This window comes from Methanimicrococcus stummii (assembly GCF_032594435.1).
In the GTDB taxonomy this organism is placed as follows: domain Archaea; phylum Halobacteriota; class Methanosarcinia; order Methanosarcinales; family Methanosarcinaceae; genus Methanimicrococcus; species Methanimicrococcus stummii.
Map to the genome: position 1 here is coordinate 171,820 of NZ_CP131062.1, position 19,415 is coordinate 191,234.

The window sequence follows — 19,415 nt, forward strand, 5'->3', positions numbered from 1 at the left end:
TTTTCATTCGGGTTTGGTGATTTTCCATGTTTGGTCGTTTTCAATATGGTGATGTTGTTTTTTCAGGCGAAGTTTTTGACGGCATCGTTTATCCCGATCCGTGTTATCAGGAATTGGATGACGAATACGCGCTGTCGTCCGTTTTGGTTCTGCCGCCGGTCAAACCGTCAAAAATCGTTAGCATCGGGCTGAATTATAAAGATCATGCGAAAGAATTGGATATGGAACTTCCCGAAAATCCGCTTTTGTTTTTAAAGCCGCCGTCGGCGATTTTATCTCACGAAGGGTTGATTGAATACCCGACGGAAAGCGAACAGGTGGACTATGAAGCGGAACTGGGAATTGTCATCGGCAAAACCTGCCGTCACGTTTCCGTTGATGACGCTTTTGATTATGTTCTCGGCTACACGTGTTTTAACGATGTGACAGCGCGTGATTTGCAGCGCGCGGACGGGCAATGGACGCGTGCGAAAGGATTTGACACATTTGCGCCGGCGGGGCCGTTTATTGTCACATCCGAGGAACTTTCTCAAACCGGGCTCTCGCCTGACAATCTTATGATTTCATGCCGTGTGATTCGAAATGAAAACGAAGAAGTTCGGCAAAATTCGTCGACGAGTGAATTTATTTTCAACATTTCCGAATTGATTTCTTTTATTTCATCGGTTATGACGCTTGAAATTGGTGACATTATCGCGACGGGAACGCCGCCGGGCGTCGGTGAGCTTTTGGTCGGCGATGTTGTTGAAGTTGAGATTGAAGGCATCGGCGTTTTGAGAAATACGGTTGTATCAGGCTGATTTCTTGAAAAATGTTTTCAAAACGGAATTTTCTGAAATTGTTCATGATTTTTAAAATCAAGAAGAACTTTTATGAATGGGAAGTCATTAGAATTATTGAATTATTTTTAATCAAATCAGGTTTTGTTTGTCATGTTGTTTGATCAGGCCCGCAATGAATTGGAATTAATCGACCGTCACACTCAGGTGCTGAAAATCGTCATCGAGAACGGACCGATCGGTATTTTGAAATTGTCCGAAATTACGGGAATGCAGGCGCACAAAGTCCGTTATTCGCTTCGCGTTTTGGAACAAAACGGTTTGATTAAAGCGTCTCCTCAAGGCGCCGTCGCCGGCGATTCGGTTGACGAATTTTTGAGAACGGCGAATGAAAAATTCAAAGAAATGAAAGATCTTTTGGATATGATTGAAAAACACGGCGATGAGATCGTTCGTTGATTTTTTTGATTTTTTTAATTTTCTTTTTTATCTCGTTTCATATCTTTTTTTAAAACTCGTGGTCGGGTTTTTCAATATTTTTTAAATTCGTTTGTCTGGGTACGTTCGGGCGCGCGCTGCTGTCTGCTGTGCCTGTTCAGTACTGTTCGCTGTGCCTGCTACGGCGCCTGTTCTGCGTGGCGGGTTGCATTTCTGCGTGCATCTCCTCTTTCTTATCACATCCGTTCGCTTCGCGAACGTGGCACTGTTACCTTCAGGTTTGTGTTGCCGCCGCTACCTTCCGATTCCGTTTGCGGCGGCAGCTGCCCACAGCCGCGCGCGCCTGACTCTCGTCTCCGTTTTTCAAAAACTTGTAAAACCGATTCACGTTTTTCATTTCGTTTTTCCATTTCTGTTCGGTTTTATATTTTTCGTTTTCAAGCTGATGAGCACCTTTAAATATCTATAAATGAAATTCTGTTCTTTCATTCTATATCAACTTCTATCGAATTATTTACAGGAAAAACTATGGCATTAGATCCCGAAGATTTACTGACGATTGAGAAATACGCGCTTCAAAACGCTGTGAAATATGAAGCCGTGCCGCAGGAAAAAGCGGTTCTCGGAAAAATTATGGGTGTTGCGCCTCAGCTTCGCGCGCGCGTTCCCGAAGTGAAGGAAGCGATTGAAAACATCGCCGCCGGCTTGAATAAAACAACACCGGATGAGTGGCGGGCGAGATTAAACGAAATCGCGCCCGAACTTTTGGAAGAGCTTTCCGTGAAAAAAGAGCCTGAGAAGGGATTGAAAGCGCTTCCGGGCGCTGAGGCCGGCAAAGTTGTCATGCGTTTTGCGCCGAACCCGAACGGGCCGCCGACAATCGGCAGTTCCCGCGGCATGATTGTCAATTCCGAATACGTCAAAATGTATGACGGGAAATTTATTCTCCGGTTCGATGATACGGATCCCGATCAGAAACGACCAATGCTTGAAGCTTACGACTGGTACGTTGACGATTTCAAATGGCTCGGCGTTGTCCCCGATGAAATTGTGAAAGCGTCCGACCGATTTGACACTTATTACGAAATCGCCGAGCAGCTCATTGAAGCAGGGCACGCTTATGTTTGTTTCTGCGACGGCGAGACGTTCAAAGGATTGAAAGACAAAAAGCAGGCTTGTCCGCACCGCGATGCTGCGCCTGAAGAAAATATGAAGCATTGGAAGAAAATGCTTGCCGGTGGCTATGAGGAGCGCGAGGCGGTTCTTCGGATTAAAACCGACATTTCACACAAAGATCCCGCGCTTCGCGACTGGGGCGCTTTCAGAATTTTAAAGAAAGATCATCCGCGTCCTGAAATCGGTGACAAATACATCGTTTGGCCGCTTTTGGATTTTGAAGGCGCGATTGAAGACCATTTGCTCGGAACAACCCACATCATCCGCGGTAAAGACTTGCAGGACAGCGGCAAGCGCCAAAAATACATTTACGATTATCTCGGCTGGACTTATCCGGTGACGCTTCACTGGGGACGCGTTCGAATCGAAGAGTTCGGCAAACTCAGCACCAGCGGCATCCGCCGCGATATTGAGGCCGGCGTTTACACGGGCTGGGACGATCCGCGTCTTCCGACGGTTCAGGCGATTCGCCGCCGCGGCATTCAGCCCGAAGCGCTCAAAAAATTCATGATCGAAATGGGCGTCGGCGAGACGGATGTCAGCATGAGCATGGAATCGCTCTATGCCGAAAACCGCAAGTTTGTTGACCCGATTGCGCACAGAATGTTTTTCGTTGCAAATCCGGTCGAGTTGACGATTGACGGCTATGGCGGCGGTATTGTCGAAGCGCCGCTTTATCCGAATCAGCCGGAAATGAGAAAAATCGAAACCGGCAATACGGTTGTTATCACAAAAGAGGATGCCGCCAACTTGGAAGTCGGCTCCAAAATCCGTTTGAAAGATTTGGGCAATGCGGAAATCACATCGATGTCGCCGCTTTCGGCAAAATACATCGACAATTCAATGGAAACAACCAAAAAAGAAAAGATGAAAATCATTCACTGGGCGCCGACAAACGGGTTGAAAGTGACGGTTCTCGGACCCGACGGCAATTTCTCGGGAATCGGGGAGCGCACGATTTCAAGCGAGCTTGACAAAGTCGTTCAGTTTGAGCGTTTCGGCTTCTGCCGCATTGATTCGGTTGACGGTGAAAACGTTGTCGCGTATTTCGCGCACAAATAAAATTCAATTTGAAATCAAAAAGCAAAAATGATATACAGATTGAAATTTATTCAATCTTGTTTCAATTTATGAATTATTCGTTTCAAAAATTAAAAAAATTTAAAAATTAAATTTTAATTATTTATTCATTGGAGTTTGTAATATGAAAATTTTAGTCAGTGATTCCCTCTCGGGCGAGGGTTTGGATATCTTAAAAGACAGCGGTTTTGATGTTGTTGTTGATACAGGCTTGTCCGAAGACCAGCTTGTTGAAAAGATTAAAGACGTTGACGCGCTCGTGATTCGCAGCGGAACGCAAGTGACCGCGCGCGTGATTGAAGCTGCCGACAACTTGAAAATCATCGGCCGCGCCGGTGTCGGCGTCGACAACGTGGACGTCGATGCGGCAACCAAGAAAGGCATCATCGTGTCCAACACGCCCGACGGCAACACGCTTTCCGCTGCCGAACACACTTGCGCCATGATGATGGCGGTTGCCAGAAACATTCCGCAGGCTTGCGCTTCTCTCAAATCCGAAAAGTGGGAGCGCAACAAATTCATGGGCGTTGAATTTAATAAAAAAGTGCTCGGTGTCATCGGTCTCGGCCGTATCGGCGCCGAAGTTGCCAAACGATTCCAATCGTTTAACATGACCGTTCTCGGTTACGACCCGTTCGTTTCCGAAGAGCGTGCAAAATCGATGGGCATCACACTCGCAACCGTCGAAGAAATTTGCAGAAAAGCGGATTTCATTACCGTTCACACGCCGCTCACGAAAGAGACTAAAAACCTCATCAACACCGATATGTTTAACGTGATGAAGCCGACGGCAAGAATCGTTAATTGCGCCCGCGGCGGAATTATTAATGAAGAAGATTTGGCGGCAGCCGTTGAATCCGGAAAAATCGCGGGCGCGGCAATCGATGTGTTCGTCGAAGAACCGCCGTTCAATTCGTCCGGTGCCGGTCTTTTGAAATCCGATAAAATTATCGTCACACCCCACCTCGGCGCGTCCACCGTCGAAGCGCAGGTGAATGTGGCAATCGACATCGCTCACGAAATTATCAATGTTTTAAACGGCGAAGGCGCGAAAAGCGCGGTCAACATTCCGGCCGTTCGCCCCGAAGTGATGGAAGTCATTTCTCCGTATGTGAAATTGGCGGAAGTTTCGGGCAAAATCGCGGCAACCTTAATCGGCGGCAGCTATGACAAAGTCGAACTCGCGTACAACGGCGACATTTCAACCAAAGATGTCCGAACGGTCACGCTTGCGGCGCTTAAAGGCGCGCTTGCGGTCGCAGTCGGCGCAGGCGTCAACTATGTCAACGCCCCCGGCCTTGCCAAGTCCCGCGGAATCGAAGTGAGCGAAAAGAAGTCTGAAACATCCGGCGAATACGCGTCTGTCTTTACGATGACTGTTTCCGGCGGCGGAAAATCCGCAAGTGTTTCGGGAACTGCAATCGGCAACGACATTAAAATCATTCAGATCAACCAAACCCGCGTCGACGTTTTCCCGTCCGCGCACATGATTTTTGCCGATCACATCAACAAACCCAACGTCATCGGCCCGTGCTGCCAGATTCTCGGTGAAAACAACATTAACATTTCCGGCATGCAGGTCGGACACGTCGCAGTCGGTGAGCCGACAATCATGGTCATCAGCGTTGACAGCGATGTTCCGGAAGACGTTCTTTCGAAGCTGACGACGGTTGACGGTGTTTTGAGCGCGAAGATTGTGGAAATTTAATTTTCCAATCCTTGCTTTTTGGTTTTTAACTCTATTTTTGCCGTTTTAAACGGCCTCTTATTTTTTATATAATTAAAAAACGGATTTGTTTTTCAATATCGTTTGTTTTCTCATCATTTTATTCAATTGAATTCTATTCATTCTTTAGAAGTTCAATTTGAATTGCTTTGGAGAATTTATGTTTTAGAAGACGAAACAAAATTAACAGCCGGCGGAAAAAAGTTACAAAATCAATTGAAAGAATATATTTCAAAAAAGTGAAAAACAGATCTTTGATCTGTTTTATTTTAATTATTCATCTTCAACATCTCTATCCATACCTTCCCAAACCGATTTCGGTTTACGGGTAATCGCTGTGTTATCGCATTCGTGAATGTAAATGTCGCGCTGCGGGTATGGGATTTCAATATTTTCTTCGCGGAATCTTTGAAGAACTTTTGTGTTGATGTAGTCTTTCGATTCCCATTTTCTGTCAAAACGGTTGGACCAGATAATCAGCATTAAATCCAAACGATGTTCGCCGAACTCTAAAAAGAAAACTTCCGGTTCGGGGTCTTCTAAAATGTGATCGAAATTGTGCGCGGCTTCTTTAGCGATTTCAAGCAATATTTCTTTGACTTTGACAATGTCGGAATTATAACTGACGAAATATTTGAACCGGACTTTAATTTTAATGTCGGGAAGCGCGTAATTTGTAATGATGCTGTTTGAGACGGTGGAGTTGGGGATTGTCATCAATTCGTTGTCCAACGTTCGAATGCGCGTGCTGCGGTTCCCGATGTCCATGATGTCGCCGACATGCTCGCCGATCTTGACACGGTCGCCGACTTTAAACGGACGGTCCAGGTAAATCATGGCGCTGCCGAAGAAGTTGCCGAGCATATCCTGCGCGGCCAAGGCGATTGCGATACCGGCAATACCCGCGCCGGCCAAAAGCGGTGTCAAGCTGATGTGATAAATTCTTAAAATAATTAAAAACGCGACAAACCAAATCAGGTAAACGGACAGCAAATCAAGGAGACCTAAGAATCGAGCGGCGAAGTCTCTTTTAGAGCCGCGCGCCGTTCCGTGAATGAATTTGCGGCCGTAAAATTCCATGATATTTTGAACCAAGGCGGAGACGAACCAGGCGGCGATGATCACAAAAAGAACTTCGTTTAATTCGGTTTCCCGATAAATTTCCATTCCTTCCGGCGTTAAAATGTAGTGAGAAATGCCGTAATAAGCAGGAATCAGAAGCGCGATGATTGTCGCAGGTTTTCCGAAAGATGCCAGCAAAATGTCGTCCCATTTTGTTTTTGTTCCCTTCGCTTTTAAAATTAAAAGCTTTCGAATTTTCCGCATGACGGCAAATAACAAAATGCCGAGAACGACAAAAAAAACACCGATTAATGCTGTTTCATCTTGATTTATGTATTGTAAAATATCTTCAACCGCAAACGAACTCATTTTTTCCCCTTCTGTTTTTATTTTTAATTAATTCTTTCTAAATAATTATTTCGCAAACATTGTTTACATAACATTATTCTCAAAAACATTTTTTTTCGCGGCAGCCGATTTTTTCGTCAAAGTATCTTTTTTTCGCGGTAAAGGTATTTATATCTCATTTTTGTTTTCTTTTTAATTATCTTCAATCGTTATGCTGTTAAGCATTCGATTTTAATGGTTTAAAAGGGTAAAAAGGGAAAAATATGCGTTTTGCTTCGTTCGCTCGGATATTGTTGAGTATTTTGATTTTGTTTTGTTTAATGGGAATAGCTTCTGCAGATACTGTTATTACACATACCGGGGGCGATAATTATACATTTGTTATTGATCCCGGTCTTTGGAACGACAGCGGTACAATTCGGGGAACAGGTGGTGTGTCATATGCCGATCTCACTGAAGTTTCCGATATTTACACTTATTCAGGTGGTTACGATTTTATTATCTATTATGATTTGTCAGTCGGTGGTACAACAGGTCTGTCGATTTCTGTTTCTGATCTCACGCCGCTTAATGTAACATTTGTTTTGGCAGATAATTTCATTCTCGAAAATTATTATCAAAATATTTCTATTTCTATCCTGAATAATACTCATAATATCATTTTTCAAGGTAATAATAAACAAACGCATGAAAACATTTCTATATTCGGGCCTTCTGGTAATATTTCAATAAACGGATTAAATATGTTGGATGGAAATTTGAGTATAAGATACGTCGATAATGCAGCAACAAAGGTTTCTATCGAAAATTCTGTAATCAATGGCAATGTAACGGTGGGGGATGTTGGTTCTAATACTATCACAAATCGAAACATAACTGTGAATAATCTGACTTTAACAAACGGAACATTGAATTTCACTTCTGTTTTCTCCAAAAATATTACAATCAACAATTCAAATTTTGCGACAGCCACGCCGTCTGATTTAATTTTCTTGGATATGACTGCCGATAATTTTGAACTCAGCAACTCCGCGTTTGACGGCGGTGATATTAATGTTAATCACGCGGATGTCAGTTCTGCTTTTATTTCCGAATTGGATATGATCGGCAGTTCAATGATTTATGATTTCAATTGGCCGAGCAACGCATCAAGTGTATCCGTTGACGGTTTAACGGTGTCAGACGGATATGTTCGTTTCTGGCGGTCGGGCAACGCTTCACATTCTCTTTCTTTTACAAACTCGAACATTACAAACGGACATCTTTGGCTTTCTTCTTTGGATTGTTGGGTTTCAGTCAGCAACAATAAAATTTCAAATTTTGGTCCTGTCTTAACGCTTGAAAATCTTTCGGTGAACACATCTGAAATTTTCAATAACGTCTTCATAAATTCCGGTGCCGACTATATTGATTATCCGTCCGGTGAAAGCAGTTTCTTCTCAAACTTAGATTTTTATAGAGGTCCGTATATGGACGGGTCAGGTATCATGGGTGCGCCGTGGGTCGGCGGTAATTACTGGGGAACTCTTGCCGACGACGGTTATTCGGACATGCTGCCGCGAGAAGCGAAAGGATATTCGGAAACTCCTTATTTGATTTCCGCAACTTTCGGCAACATATACGGTCTCACCGATCCGTATCCTTTGACAAAATATTCCTCCTCCTCCGGCGGGGGTTCTGAGCCGCCGGAAGAACCGCCCGAATTGCCTCCGGAAGAACCACCCGAGGCACCTCCCGAATTGCCGCCCGAGCAGCCGCCTGAAGATCCGGAGTCCGGTCCCGGTGACCAAGGTGCCGGCTATGCCGGAAGCAGCGGCGGTTTTAACGGTATTCTTGTCGGATTAAAAGACGGAAATGTGCCGACGAATGAAGTCGTTTCCGGTTACATCGCGCCGTCATCGGTTGTTGTCGGCGCGGCTGTCGGTTCAATCTTATTGATTGTTGCCGGTCTTATCGATTTATTCTTCGATGTTTCGTCCGGACAAGTTCGAAATTTGATGAAAGGACAAATTTCGTTTAAATTCAATCCGCCGAAATTAGCGCAGTTTTTGACGGCCAGAACCGCTTATTTGGTTCTCTTCTTCATCTTTGGTATCGGTGTGATTGACACGCTTCTCGGGGATGCGGTTGACGCGTCTTTAAATGGCGGGCTGTTGTCACCGTACGCGGCGTACATGTCTCCGCTTGTTCTCGGAACGCTTGTCAATATCGGCGGCGGTTTGTTCTTTGATGAGATTTTGGAATTTATTTTCAAAAAGACAGGCAAATATGTCAACACCAAAACCGGCATTTTGGATTTGATCGGCGCGAGCGGAAAAATCAATGCGGTCATCTTCGTCGGGCTGATTGTTTTATCGGCGGCGCTTTTGGCATTTTGTATTTACTTCTTGGAATGGTCTCTGCTCTGATTGAGCAGAACCGTTTCAATCATTTTTTTCGAATCGAATTTTGGTTCCGATTTTTTAAAATCAATATTTGTCGGCGATTTGCATTTGAACCGCAATGCGCGGATTCAAGAAACCTTTATATGTCATTACTCCTTTCTAAGCGTTCACCTATAGGAAAATAGCGTATCTGATTTTGTAAGATATCTTTTTTGATATATCATTTCAAGGTACTTTATTTTCGAACGCAACCGGCTTTTCTAATTTTTAAGCAAACTGCGTGAGTAGGATTTTTATTTCAAAAAATCTTGCGGAGGAAAATAATGGGTAAGAAAACACTTGTAAAGCTCTCTCGAAAGACAAATCCGAGAATGATTAACCTTATTTTGACGCTTAAGAGCGCCAGTACAGAAAATGATGCACCGATCTGGTCAGCAATTGCCAAGAAATTGGAAAACCCGTCCAGAAACTATGCCGCTGTCAACATGAGTCAAATCAACAGACACGCAAAGGAAAACGATGTCCTTTTGGTTCCGGGAAAAGTTCTCGGCGCAGGCGACATCACGATTCCCGTGACCGTTGCGGCATTGAATTTCAGCGTCGGCGCATTTGACAAAATCACCGCAGCAGGCGGCACATGTGTCCGTATCGAAGACATCATCGAAGAGAACCCGACCGGTTCCGGCATCAGAATTTTCCAGTGAGGTGCAAAAGTATGACAGTTATTGACGCAAACGGATTAATTATGGGACGTCTGGCAAGCATTGTCGCGAAGCGTCTCCTTGCCGGTGAAAAGATTGATATTATCAACGCCGAAGACGCGGTTGTTTCCGGAAACAAATATACAATTTTTGCAGACTACCGCCACTCTGTCGAGAGAGGAAGACCCGAATACGGTCCCTACTTCCCGAAGAGACCGGAGAGAATTTTGAAAAGAACAGTTCGCGGTATGCTTCCGTACAAGAGACAGAGCGGCCGTAACGCAATGGCAAACCTCAAAGTCTATGTCGGTGTGCCCATGGAACTGAAGAACGCACAAACCGAAACAATCGACGCCGCAAGCATGACCCGTCTCGGCTCCGCAAAATATGTGAAGCTCGGCGAAATCAGCAAGAACCTCGGCGCTAAGGTGGAGTGATTCAAATGGCAGAAAAAGTTGTAAACACTTCAGGTAAACACAAAACCGCCGTTGCCAGAGCAACCGTTAAGAGCGGAACAGGCATCGTCAGAATTAACAAAATCCCGCTTCCCATTTACGGCAGCTGGCTTGTGAACCAAAAAGTTTCCGAGCCCGTTAACATCGCCGGCGAAGCGGTGATCTCAAAGCTCGACATTAACGTCACCGTTCAGGGCGGCGGATTTGTCGGCCAGGCAAACGCGGCCCGTACGGCAATCGCAAAAGGCATCGTTGAATTTACCAACGACACAGCTATCCGCGACGCATTTGCAGAGTTTGACAGAAGCTTGCTCGTCAGCGACTCCAGACAGAAAGAACCGAAATACTACGGTGGTCCGGGCGCCAGAGCAAAATACCAGAAATCTTACAGATAAAGTGATAAAACATGTTACCGGTCCGTTGTTTTTCATGCGGGAAAGTCATTGCTTCCGGATATGAAGAATTCAAAGCACGCGTCGAAGCAGGCGAAGATAAAGGCCAGGTCTTAAACGACCTCGGCTATTCCAGATACTGCTGCAGAAGAATGCTTTTGAGTCATATCGAAATGGTTGACGTGATTGCACCGTACCAGTAAAAACAAAAAAATCAATTTATTGATACAACCGACAGCGAAAGCAAAGACAGAGGATTCTTCTGAAATCCTCTTTGTTTTCTCGGATTCGTCGGGTTCTTTGAATCCTTCGTTTCTTTGAAATTTTCTTTGTTCTCTTCTGTCCGTTTCACATTCAGAAACAGCGACGGACAAAGTTCCGGGTGAAAAGGGTATGAAACTCCAAGTACAAGAATATACACGGTTCGAAAGAGCCAGAATTGTCGGTGCCCGCGCCCTTCAAATTTCAATGGGTGCCCCCGTCTTAATTCAAGATTATGAAAAATCGGGTGTCGATCCGCTCTACATCGCTCTTGAAGAGTTCGAAAGAGGCGTCGTTCCGATTACCGTCAAGAGATAATTTCATCGAATTGATTATCTCAAAACATTTTCAAATCACGAGTTCGAGTCGACAAGATTCGAAGAAATTTGCGAATTTATTCTCAAACGTGTGATTCTAATCATCACTCATCGAATTAAGGAAAATAAACATTAAGGAACTCAATTTGAATTCAAATTAAAAGGTGAATTAAATGGAAAACCAAGAACAACCCGCAGTTGAAGAAACTGCAGCAAACGAACAGAACTATCTCGTCTCAATCGACGAATATTTGGCAGCCGGTGTCCACATCGGAACGCAACAGAAAACAAAAGACATGATGCGCTTCGTTTACCGCGTCAGAACCGACGGTCTTTACGTCCTTGACATTCAGTCCACAGACGACAGAATTATCGCAGCGGCCGAATTACTTTCCAAATACGACATTTCCCGTGTTTTGGTTGTCTCTTCCAGACAGTACGGTCAATACCCTGCAAAAATGTTCGCAAAAGCAACAGGTTGCCGTTCCGCACTCGGACGTTTCATTCCGGGCATGCTGACCAACCCGAAGATGGACAACTACTTCGAACCTGAGATTATCATCGTGACAGACCCTGCCGGTGACGCTCAAGTGATTAAGGAAGCTTTTGACATCAACATCCCTGTTGTCGCGCTTGCCGACTCCAACAACTTAACCAAAAATGTTGACCTCGTCATCCCGACCAACAACAAAGGAAGAAAAGCGCTTTCCCTCGTTTACTGGCTTTTGGCAAGAGAACTCTGCAAAGCAAAGGGAATTCCGTTCAACGCCGAACTTTCCAACTTTGAAGTTCCGTTGTAATCACATCATTCAAATTCAATTTATTCTTGAACAAGGTTTCCTTGTTCCTTTTTTATTTTATTTGTTTTTTCAGTTATTTGAAAAAATCTTTTTTAGAAAAACGGCGCGTTTTATTTTTTTATTTTGATTCTTGTTTCTGTTTTTGTTTCCGATTAACTTCAATTTCGATTGCAGTTAAAGTAAATGATTTAATATATCTGGCATTTTATTCTTTTGCACCTCGAACGGAAAATATTCATGTTTTGTAAAAAAACGAACCCTCAAAAACGAAGGATACGACCCCTCGTTCCAAACCCCAATTCCCTATTCCGATGGTAATGTTTTTCGTTCGAGTCCTTGCACTCTTGAATTCTTCTTAAACAGGTTTAAATATCAAGTATCAGATATCGTTTATGTAATCGGATTCGATTCTATTCATTTGTTATTCCATTTTGTACGGTCAATTTGCCGTATTTTATCATGTTGTATGTTTTGTAAAACCAAACCGGGTGTCATTTGTGAGCGATCAGCCGACGGAGAAAGATTTTATTCGTGTTTTTTCCGATGTTTTTCAATTTAAAAATAAACCGATTCTCTCCGGCTCCGAATTCGATGACTGCGCGGCGCTCAGGCTTGATTCTTTTTCGAAAAACATTTCTCTTGAATCGTTGACTTTCAGCACGGATACGGTTCGCGAATCTTCGGATTTTCCGTCCGGAATGACTTTTTTCCAAAAAGGATGGATGGCGGCGGCCGTTAATTTAAGCGATTTGGCGGCGATGGGGTCAAAACCGGTCGCTTTCCTTTTTTCGGCCGGTCTTCCTGCGGGCTTTACGCTTGAAAATGCGAAAGATCTTGCGCGCGGTATTCAGGAATGCGTTTCCTTTTTCGGCGCGGAAGTTATCGGCGGCGATACCGAATTTTGCGATGAACTGACGATTACGGGAACCGTCATCGGGATTTCCGAAAATAAAAATCTGATTTTGCGAAAAGGCGCAAAACCCGATGACCTCCTTTGCGTGACGGGATTTTTAGGCTCTGCCGGTGTCGCACTTTCCGGTTTGCTCGGACAAATCGGGGAAGCCAACGCTTCTGCCGAATTTTTGAAAAATTTAACCGAGCCTTTCTCGCGTGTTTTTGAAGGCGAAATGCTTGCAAAAAGCGGCGCCGTCAATTCAATGATTGACACAAGCGACGGCTTGGCATCATCCGTTTACGAATTATCGGCGCTTTCTGGCGTCTTCTTTGAAATCGACGAACAAAGACTTCCGTTAGATGCGGAAGCTTTGGAAATCCTTTCAGATCATTTGAAAAACCAAAACGAACAAAACGAGAAAAATGAACAAAACGAAACTGAAATGACTGACGAACAAATCGCAGCGGCCGCGCGTTCTTTGCTGATTCATGAAGCGCTTTATACGGGCGGCGATTACGAACTTTTGTTTACGATTCCGTCCGATAAACTTTCGTTCATCGAAGAACTTTTCCAAAAGTTCAACGAAGGCGCAGCAGGCCGGTTTGATTCTCTTTCTTCAAACGGCAAATCCGGCAGATATCCCTGCAAGTTCACGGTTATCGGAAAGGCAATCGCCGAAAATGAAAACGTCATTCTCAGACATACGGGTTTAAATTCACAAAGGCAGCCCTTGATGAAATTGGGGTACGATTCGTTCACAAAATATATATGAGATGAGATTGTGAAATTGTTTCATCTGTTTTTACTTTTCAGTAAAAATTTAGGGTTTATATTTCAAAAATAATTAAAGTTTGAATAATTAGGGATTTTTAAATATTGATTAAATTAAAGGAAAAAATTATGAAAACCATATTAAAATACGCGGTCGTTTTACTGCTTCTGTTCTCAATGGTCGGAATGGCGAGCGCGGCTGTTGATGCCAACAGCGTTTCTGCTTCGGCTACTGAAGATGCTCTCGGTTCGGGAATTTATAATGTCACTGTTAATTGGGGTGGCACTTTGGATGATGCTTCTACAGCGACTATTCAGATTTTTGATGATACCGGTTCTACTTCAATCAGTCCTGTCAAAACCCCGTCTGACTCCGGTAGCTATATGTTTACTGGTATTAGTTTAACTGCAGGCGATTCTTATATTGTCAAACTTACTGACAACGGTATTACTGAAGAATCAGCTCCCTTCTCAGCTATTCCTATTCCTGTACCGACTCCTGTTCCGGAACCTGATGTTAGTGATTTGAAGTCTACTTCTAATTCCAATGAAACGCATTTTGAATTAACGTGGACATCTTGGACACCTGCCGGCACATATTTCTTAGAAATTTATAACGGAACCGGCTGGGAGGATGTTACATCTGTAACAACTGCTTTCGTTAAAGGAAATCCGAATGCAAATACAGACATCCGTTTCCGTACAAGTGATGGGACAGATAATAATGAAACAATTCTGAAAACAATTGCACCTGTCGGTTTTTCCAATGCAACTACCACTGATTCAATTACATGGACTTTATCAAATTGGGATACTTATGGCAGTGATTATGCTGTTACCCGAAATGACAGTGCTACTGTGAACCCGTCTGATCTTTCTTTATCTGGAACGGGTGTATTGACTGCTTCAAATCTTGATCCCGGTTATAAATATACTCTTAAAATTCGAGGAAATGATACTGATTATTACAGTTTATACAGTACTGATGAAGTCGAATTGGCTGCATTAAATCTGTTCGATTTAACTGAAATGGAAGATTTCCTTTATCCGAACGGTACTGAAAAATCTATTGCGGATATTGAAAATGGTTCTTCTATCCGTTTGAAGGCAATCACAACAGCATCTTGTTCATTCGTATGGAAATTGAATAATACTGACACCTCTACGAGCATTCTTACTAAAAATGATGTGTCCGGTGCTACAGAAGATGCTTTTGAATGGAGAACAAATGAAACCGGGAATTATTCTTTGGAATTAACCGTGAATGACGGAACAAATCCTGCTCAAATCAAAACATGGGCTTTTGAAGTCATTCCCAAAACAACGGGTGATCGTGTTTGGGATGAACGGATTTATGCGTTGGGTGGAGAATATACCTGGACAGCACGCAGTTTCTCCGGTTTTTATTATGATTTGGATACCGGTGAAGGTAATGAAGAGATGACCATCAAAAACATTAGTCGTTCTATCGAGAAATATGATCTGATTTATAAAACCAAACCGTCTCCCGTCAATTATGATTTTTCAAAATGGGGCAATTATAATATTGTCGGTTTTATGGGTGATAAATACTTTGCAGGTGATGATGAAAGCAGGTTAATGAAGAATGGAAACCTTTCAAAAGTATTGTTAGATAATAATGATAAGATCCAATTGCGTACCGGTCAAAATTATGCTCTTGAAGAAGGTTATTCCATTTCCGTCCAGCAAATTGATATTAACGGCGGTAAAGCACAAATTATCTTCTCAAAAGACGGTAAAGAAATCGGAAGTTATATTACAAACGAAAATGAAGATGCCGTTTATACGAAAAATGTCGGCAGTGGCAGCGGTAATAATACAACCTTTGTGAAAACGCGCGTTAAAAGCGTTTTCCAAGGGACAGAAAGCGCAATTGTTGAACTTGAAGGTTTCTTCCAAATTTCGGATAACTTGGTTCGATTGGAAAGCGGTACATCCATCGGTAAAATGAAAATCAAGAGTGTCACCGATACTGAAATCTTGATGGAGAATGACGAAAGAATTAGCTTAAGTCAAGATTCTGAAGTCGAACTGATGGGAAAAGTCAAACTCATCGTTGCCGATTCCTCTTTCTTGAAGTTTATGCCTGTCATTGAATACACTGATCCGGGCGTTTATGAAATCCGTGGAACTGTTTCAGATTATGATACTAATTTTGATTTTATCATTGATGTATGGAATCCGAGAAATTTTGAAGGATTTTATTATGACATCAATGATGATAATGATTCTATTGAAGAAATTAAAATTCTTCAAACGCTTAGTGATAGTTCCCGCACAATCGAAAAAGGAAATTTGACATATACATCTCAAATCAGGAATATTAGTTATGACTATTCCGGATGGCATGAGAATTATACCATTGTCGGTTTCATGGGTGAGAAATATTATGCCGGCGACAATGGCAGTTTGTTGAAAGATGGTAATTTGTCCAAAGTTTTGATTGATCGGGATGACAAATACCAAATGCGTGTCGGATCTTATATGACGCTTGAAGAAGGCGTTTCAATTAAAGTCGAGCAAATTGATACAAATGGTGGTAAAGCTCGTTTGGTCGTTGAACGAAACGGCAAAGAACTTCATTCCGATATCGTTTCAGCTGGCAGTGATTTGATTTATGAAGGTAATTTCAGTAAAATCAATGATACTTCTTTCATTCGTGTTCGTGTTGATTCCGTTTTCCAAGGTACTGAAAGCAGTATTGTTTCCATCTCGGGTGTTTTCCAAGCGTCTTTAGATTTAACAAAACTTGATTCAGATACAAAATACGGTAAAATGAAGGGCACTTATAGTAAAGATGGTATTCGCCTTTCCAATGATGAAAGGATCACACTTTCACAAGACAACGATGTTGAATTTATGAAAGTCGGAAACGATACGATGTACTTCAAAGTCGGTGACAGCAGCACATTGAGATTCGCGCCTGTCGTTGAACGTACAATCGGGTCAACGGATCCGCTGACGGTTTCTTTGAACCAGAGCAACGTCACGGTCGGCGATTCGGTTTTGATTACTGTTACTGACCGCGGATTGGAACTTGAAGGAGTTACTGTTTATGTCAACGGATCAAGTGTCGGCACAACCAACACCTCCGGTGAAGTCAGTTATACGGCAAATTCTGTCGGTTCTCTCAAAGTGACGGGTGAAAAATCCGGCTTTGTGAACGGCAGCACAACTTTGAACGTCGCAGAAAAACTCATCAACATGACGGTTCGCGTCTCTCCGGAAACCGTTTACTACGGCGTGCCTGCAACGATTAAAGCCACAGATTCCTTGAACGGATCAGCTGTCAGTGATGCGACTGTTTACATCAGCGGCGAAAGAGTCGGCACGACCAATTCTTCCGGTGAATTCGGTTATACCTTTAACAATACCGGAAACATTTCAATCGATGTCGTTAAAGAGAAATACAACAACGGAACCACGTATGTTAATATTTCTCAAGAAGTCGCCTTCGTCTATTCCGCTTTCTCAATGAAACCCGAGGATCCGGCCGCAAAGAAAGCAATTAAACTTTCCTTTGACGTGACCAACAATGGTGTCAAAAGCGGTTCTCACGACGTTTCTTTGATTTTGAGAGACGGCAGCGGAAATATTGTCGATCAGGACAATGCAACCGTTTCCGTTGACATGGGCAAAACAAAGAGCGTTTCCTTGTCTGTGAAAGCACCCGAAGAAGGCACTTACACTCTGACGCTTCGCGAAACCGACAGCAACAGAACAATTGATTTGCCTTCCAGCATGTCTACCGTTCCTGTCAACGCGGCGAAGTTCGGATCAACCATCTTGTACGTGGTTTTGGCAATCCTTGCAATCATCGTTATTGCGGTGATCGGATTTGTCGCGTATCTTTTCGGTGTGAAAGGTGCAACAAAAGACAACTATCAAGATGTTGCCGGCGAAATCTTTAGCGACATGAAATCCAAATTCCAAAGAAAATAAGGAATTTGATCTTAATTTAAAATAAACAGGTTCGGGTTTTCCGAACCTTTTCTTTTTTATTGTGTTCTTGAATTCCGGTGTACGTTTTTAATTGTCGTTTTTAAATTGAATTGTGTTTTGTATTCTTTTTTGTAAAGTGCTGCTGTCCGCCGTGCTGCCGCCGCTTCGCCGCGCGCGCAAATCCGCAGGTGTTTCCAAAAGTTTCAAAAAAGAGAATCTGTGATTTTAAAACAGATTAATAACTGGCGTTTTTAAAAAATAAAAAAGAGATTAAAAGACACGGCTTTTAATCAATTTCACAATTTGTGTTGGTGTCCAAAAGTCTGAGAACTTCATTGCGAACCGCGTTTTCGGCGGGGCGCGTTCTGTCTCTCGGGCGCTGAATCGGAATTTCAATAATCTTTTTGATTTTTCCGGGACGTTTGGATAAAACAACAATTCTGTCTGACAAGAAAACTGCTTCGTCAACGCTGTGCGTAACGAAAATAATCGTTCGCTGCTCTTCCTGCCAAATGCGGAGGAGTTCGTTTTGAAGATTGTTTCGGGTTTGCGCATCGAGCGCGCCAAACGGCTCGTCCATTAAAATGATTTCAGGCTCGTTTGCAAGCGCGCGCGCGATTGCAACGCGCTGTTTCATGCCGCCTGAGAGTTCGTACGGGTAACTGTTTTTAAATTCGGTCAAGCCGACCAAATTCAAATAAGACATCGCTTTTTCTTCGGCTTCTTTCTTTGAAAATCCTTGCATCAGCGGCCCGAACATGACGTTTCCGAGAACAGTTTTCCACGGGAATAAGGAATATTCCTGAAAAACCATGCCGCGCTTCGGGCCGGGGCCGGTAATCAGCTCGCCGTCCAAAGATGCCGTTCCGCTTGAATAAGTTTCAAGGCCTGCGATGATGCGCAAGAGCGTTGTTTTGCCGCAGCCGGACGGGCCTAAAATCGTGACAAATTCACCGCTTCTGACGGTCAGATTAATGTCTTCCAATGCCAGAAATTCAGTGTCTCCTTTTTTGAATTTCTTGGATAAATTTTCAATAACTAAATCGCCCATTCAGACCACCGTTCCTTTTTGCCATTTTAAGACGCGATTTTGAATGAAATATCTGAACAGGAAGTCCAGGAGGAGTCCGATAAAACCTAAAATCAGCATGTAAACAACAACGTAATCCATGGACTGGATGCCGTAATAGAACCAAATCTTGTAGCCGATGCCGGAATCGCTGACGCCGAACATTTCAGACGCTGCCAAACACATCCAGCCGACACCCATTGCGGTTTTAATGCCTGAGAGAATCATCGGCGACGCTGCCGGAATCGCGACATTTTTTATTAATTTCAAACTTGAAGCGCTTCCGAGAACTTTCGCGGCTTCGACATAAATTTTCGGGACGTTTTTAAAACCCGAATAGGTGTTAATGATGATCGGAAAAACCATTCCCATAAAAATGATAAAGCCGGCGGCTTGGTGCGTCAATTTCAACCAAATGATTGCAAACGGAATCCATGCAAGCGGCGGAATCGGCCGAAAAATCTCAACAATCGGGTTGAGCGCTTTGTCCAATATCGGGAACCAGCCCATCAGCATGCCGATCGGAATGCCGACAATTAATGAAAAAGCAAATCCGATGATGAAGTGGTACAAACTGATACCGACATCTCTAAAGAAAACGGATGTTTGAATGACACTGAAAAATGCCGTAATAACACTTGAGAAGCGGGGCAAATAAAATGAATTGTTAATATATATCGCCAGCAATTCCCAAAGAATTGCGAAGGCTGCTAACGATAAAGCCCCGATAATTATTTTTTGCGCGTTTTGGGATTCCATGCCTATTCTAAACGGGTTCATTGTTTATAACCTTGTAGG

Annotated in this window: 16 protein-coding genes; 13 read left to right on the forward strand and 3 right to left on the reverse strand. The window is 43.3% G+C overall.

The window, feature by feature from the left end; translation table 11 throughout:
- Window positions 1-26 precede the first annotated feature (26 nt).
- The 4 genes from MmiEs2_RS00880 (at window position 27) to serA (ending at window position 5,181) form a co-directional block, all read left to right on the forward strand.
- Window positions 27-800, forward strand: a complete 774-nt coding sequence (locus tag MmiEs2_RS00880) for a fumarylacetoacetate hydrolase family protein (RefSeq protein ID WP_316559561.1) — start codon at window positions 27-29, stop codon at window positions 798-800.
- Window positions 801-932: 132 nt separating this feature from the next.
- Window positions 933-1,238, forward strand: a complete 306-nt coding sequence (locus MmiEs2_RS00885; RefSeq protein ID WP_316559562.1) for a winged helix-turn-helix transcriptional regulator — start codon at window positions 933-935, stop codon at window positions 1,236-1,238.
- Between the two features lie 507 nt (window positions 1,239-1,745).
- Complete coding sequence (locus MmiEs2_RS00890; RefSeq protein ID WP_316559563.1) at window positions 1,746-3,455, forward strand: glutamate--tRNA ligase; 1,710 nt, start codon at window positions 1,746-1,748, stop codon at window positions 3,453-3,455.
- A 142-nt stretch (window positions 3,456-3,597) separates the two neighbouring features.
- Window positions 3,598-5,181: a phosphoglycerate dehydrogenase gene (gene serA / locus MmiEs2_RS00895; protein ID WP_316559564.1), complete on the forward strand. Its 1,584-nt coding sequence runs from the start codon at window positions 3,598-3,600 to the stop codon at window positions 5,179-5,181.
- A gap of 291 nt (window positions 5,182-5,472) precedes the next feature.
- On the opposite strand, the gene MmiEs2_RS00900 is transcribed toward serA, so the two are convergent.
- On the reverse strand, window positions 5,473-6,630 hold the full coding sequence (locus MmiEs2_RS00900; protein WP_316559565.1) for a mechanosensitive ion channel family protein: 1,158 nt from the start codon (window positions 6,628-6,630) through the stop codon (window positions 5,473-5,475).
- 857 nt (window positions 6,631-7,487) lie between these two features.
- Here MmiEs2_RS00900 and MmiEs2_RS00905 point away from each other — a divergent pair.
- The 9 genes from MmiEs2_RS00905 (at window position 7,488) to MmiEs2_RS00945 (ending at window position 17,548) form a co-directional block, all read left to right on the forward strand.
- Window positions 7,488-9,017, forward strand: coding sequence for a hypothetical protein (locus MmiEs2_RS00905; RefSeq protein ID WP_316559566.1), 1,530 nt, complete (start codon window positions 7,488-7,490; stop codon window positions 9,015-9,017).
- A 299-nt stretch (window positions 9,018-9,316) separates the two neighbouring features.
- Entirely contained in the window at window positions 9,317-9,697 is a 381-nt protein-coding gene (locus tag MmiEs2_RS00910) for a 50S ribosomal protein L18e (protein WP_316559567.1), read from the forward strand.
- An 11-nt stretch (window positions 9,698-9,708) separates the two neighbouring features.
- The gene (locus MmiEs2_RS00915) at window positions 9,709-10,131 is read left to right on the forward strand and encodes a 50S ribosomal protein L13 (RefSeq protein WP_316559568.1); all 423 of its coding nucleotides are present in this window, start codon (window positions 9,709-9,711) and stop codon (window positions 10,129-10,131) included.
- A 5-nt stretch (window positions 10,132-10,136) separates the two neighbouring features.
- Window positions 10,137-10,544 carry a 30S ribosomal protein S9 gene (locus MmiEs2_RS00920; protein WP_316559569.1) on the forward strand — a complete coding sequence of 136 codons (408 nt, stop codon included), beginning with the start codon at window positions 10,137-10,139 and terminating at the stop codon, window positions 10,542-10,544.
- Between the two features lie 11 nt (window positions 10,545-10,555).
- The gene (locus MmiEs2_RS00925) at window positions 10,556-10,744 is read left to right on the forward strand and encodes a DNA-directed RNA polymerase subunit N (RefSeq protein WP_133517916.1); all 189 of its coding nucleotides are present in this window, start codon (window positions 10,556-10,558) and stop codon (window positions 10,742-10,744) included.
- A 190-nt stretch (window positions 10,745-10,934) separates the two neighbouring features.
- On the forward strand, window positions 10,935-11,120 hold the full coding sequence (locus MmiEs2_RS00930) for a DNA-directed RNA polymerase subunit K (protein WP_133517917.1): 186 nt from the start codon (window positions 10,935-10,937) through the stop codon (window positions 11,118-11,120).
- Between the two features lie 172 nt (window positions 11,121-11,292).
- Window positions 11,293-11,919: a 30S ribosomal protein S2 gene (gene rpsB, locus MmiEs2_RS00935; protein ID WP_316559570.1), complete on the forward strand. Its 627-nt coding sequence runs from the start codon at window positions 11,293-11,295 to the stop codon at window positions 11,917-11,919.
- A 497-nt stretch (window positions 11,920-12,416) separates the two neighbouring features.
- Window positions 12,417-13,586, forward strand: a complete 1,170-nt coding sequence (thiL, locus tag MmiEs2_RS00940; protein WP_316559571.1) for a thiamine-phosphate kinase — start codon at window positions 12,417-12,419, stop codon at window positions 13,584-13,586.
- A gap of 128 nt (window positions 13,587-13,714) precedes the next feature.
- The gene (locus MmiEs2_RS00945; RefSeq protein ID WP_316559572.1) at window positions 13,715-17,548 is read left to right on the forward strand and encodes an S-layer protein domain-containing protein; all 3,834 of its coding nucleotides are present in this window, start codon (window positions 13,715-13,717) and stop codon (window positions 17,546-17,548) included.
- 286 nt (window positions 17,549-17,834) lie between these two features.
- Here the strand turns inward: MmiEs2_RS00945 and MmiEs2_RS00950 are convergent, their stop codons facing one another.
- Window positions 17,835-18,599: an ABC transporter ATP-binding protein gene (locus MmiEs2_RS00950; RefSeq protein ID WP_316559573.1), complete on the reverse strand. Its 765-nt coding sequence runs from the start codon at window positions 18,597-18,599 to the stop codon at window positions 17,835-17,837.
- The gene (locus tag MmiEs2_RS00955; protein ID WP_316559574.1) at window positions 18,600-19,397 is read right to left on the reverse strand and encodes an ABC transporter permease; all 798 of its coding nucleotides are present in this window, start codon (window positions 19,395-19,397) and stop codon (window positions 18,600-18,602) included.
- Window positions 19,398-19,415 lie beyond the last annotated feature (18 nt).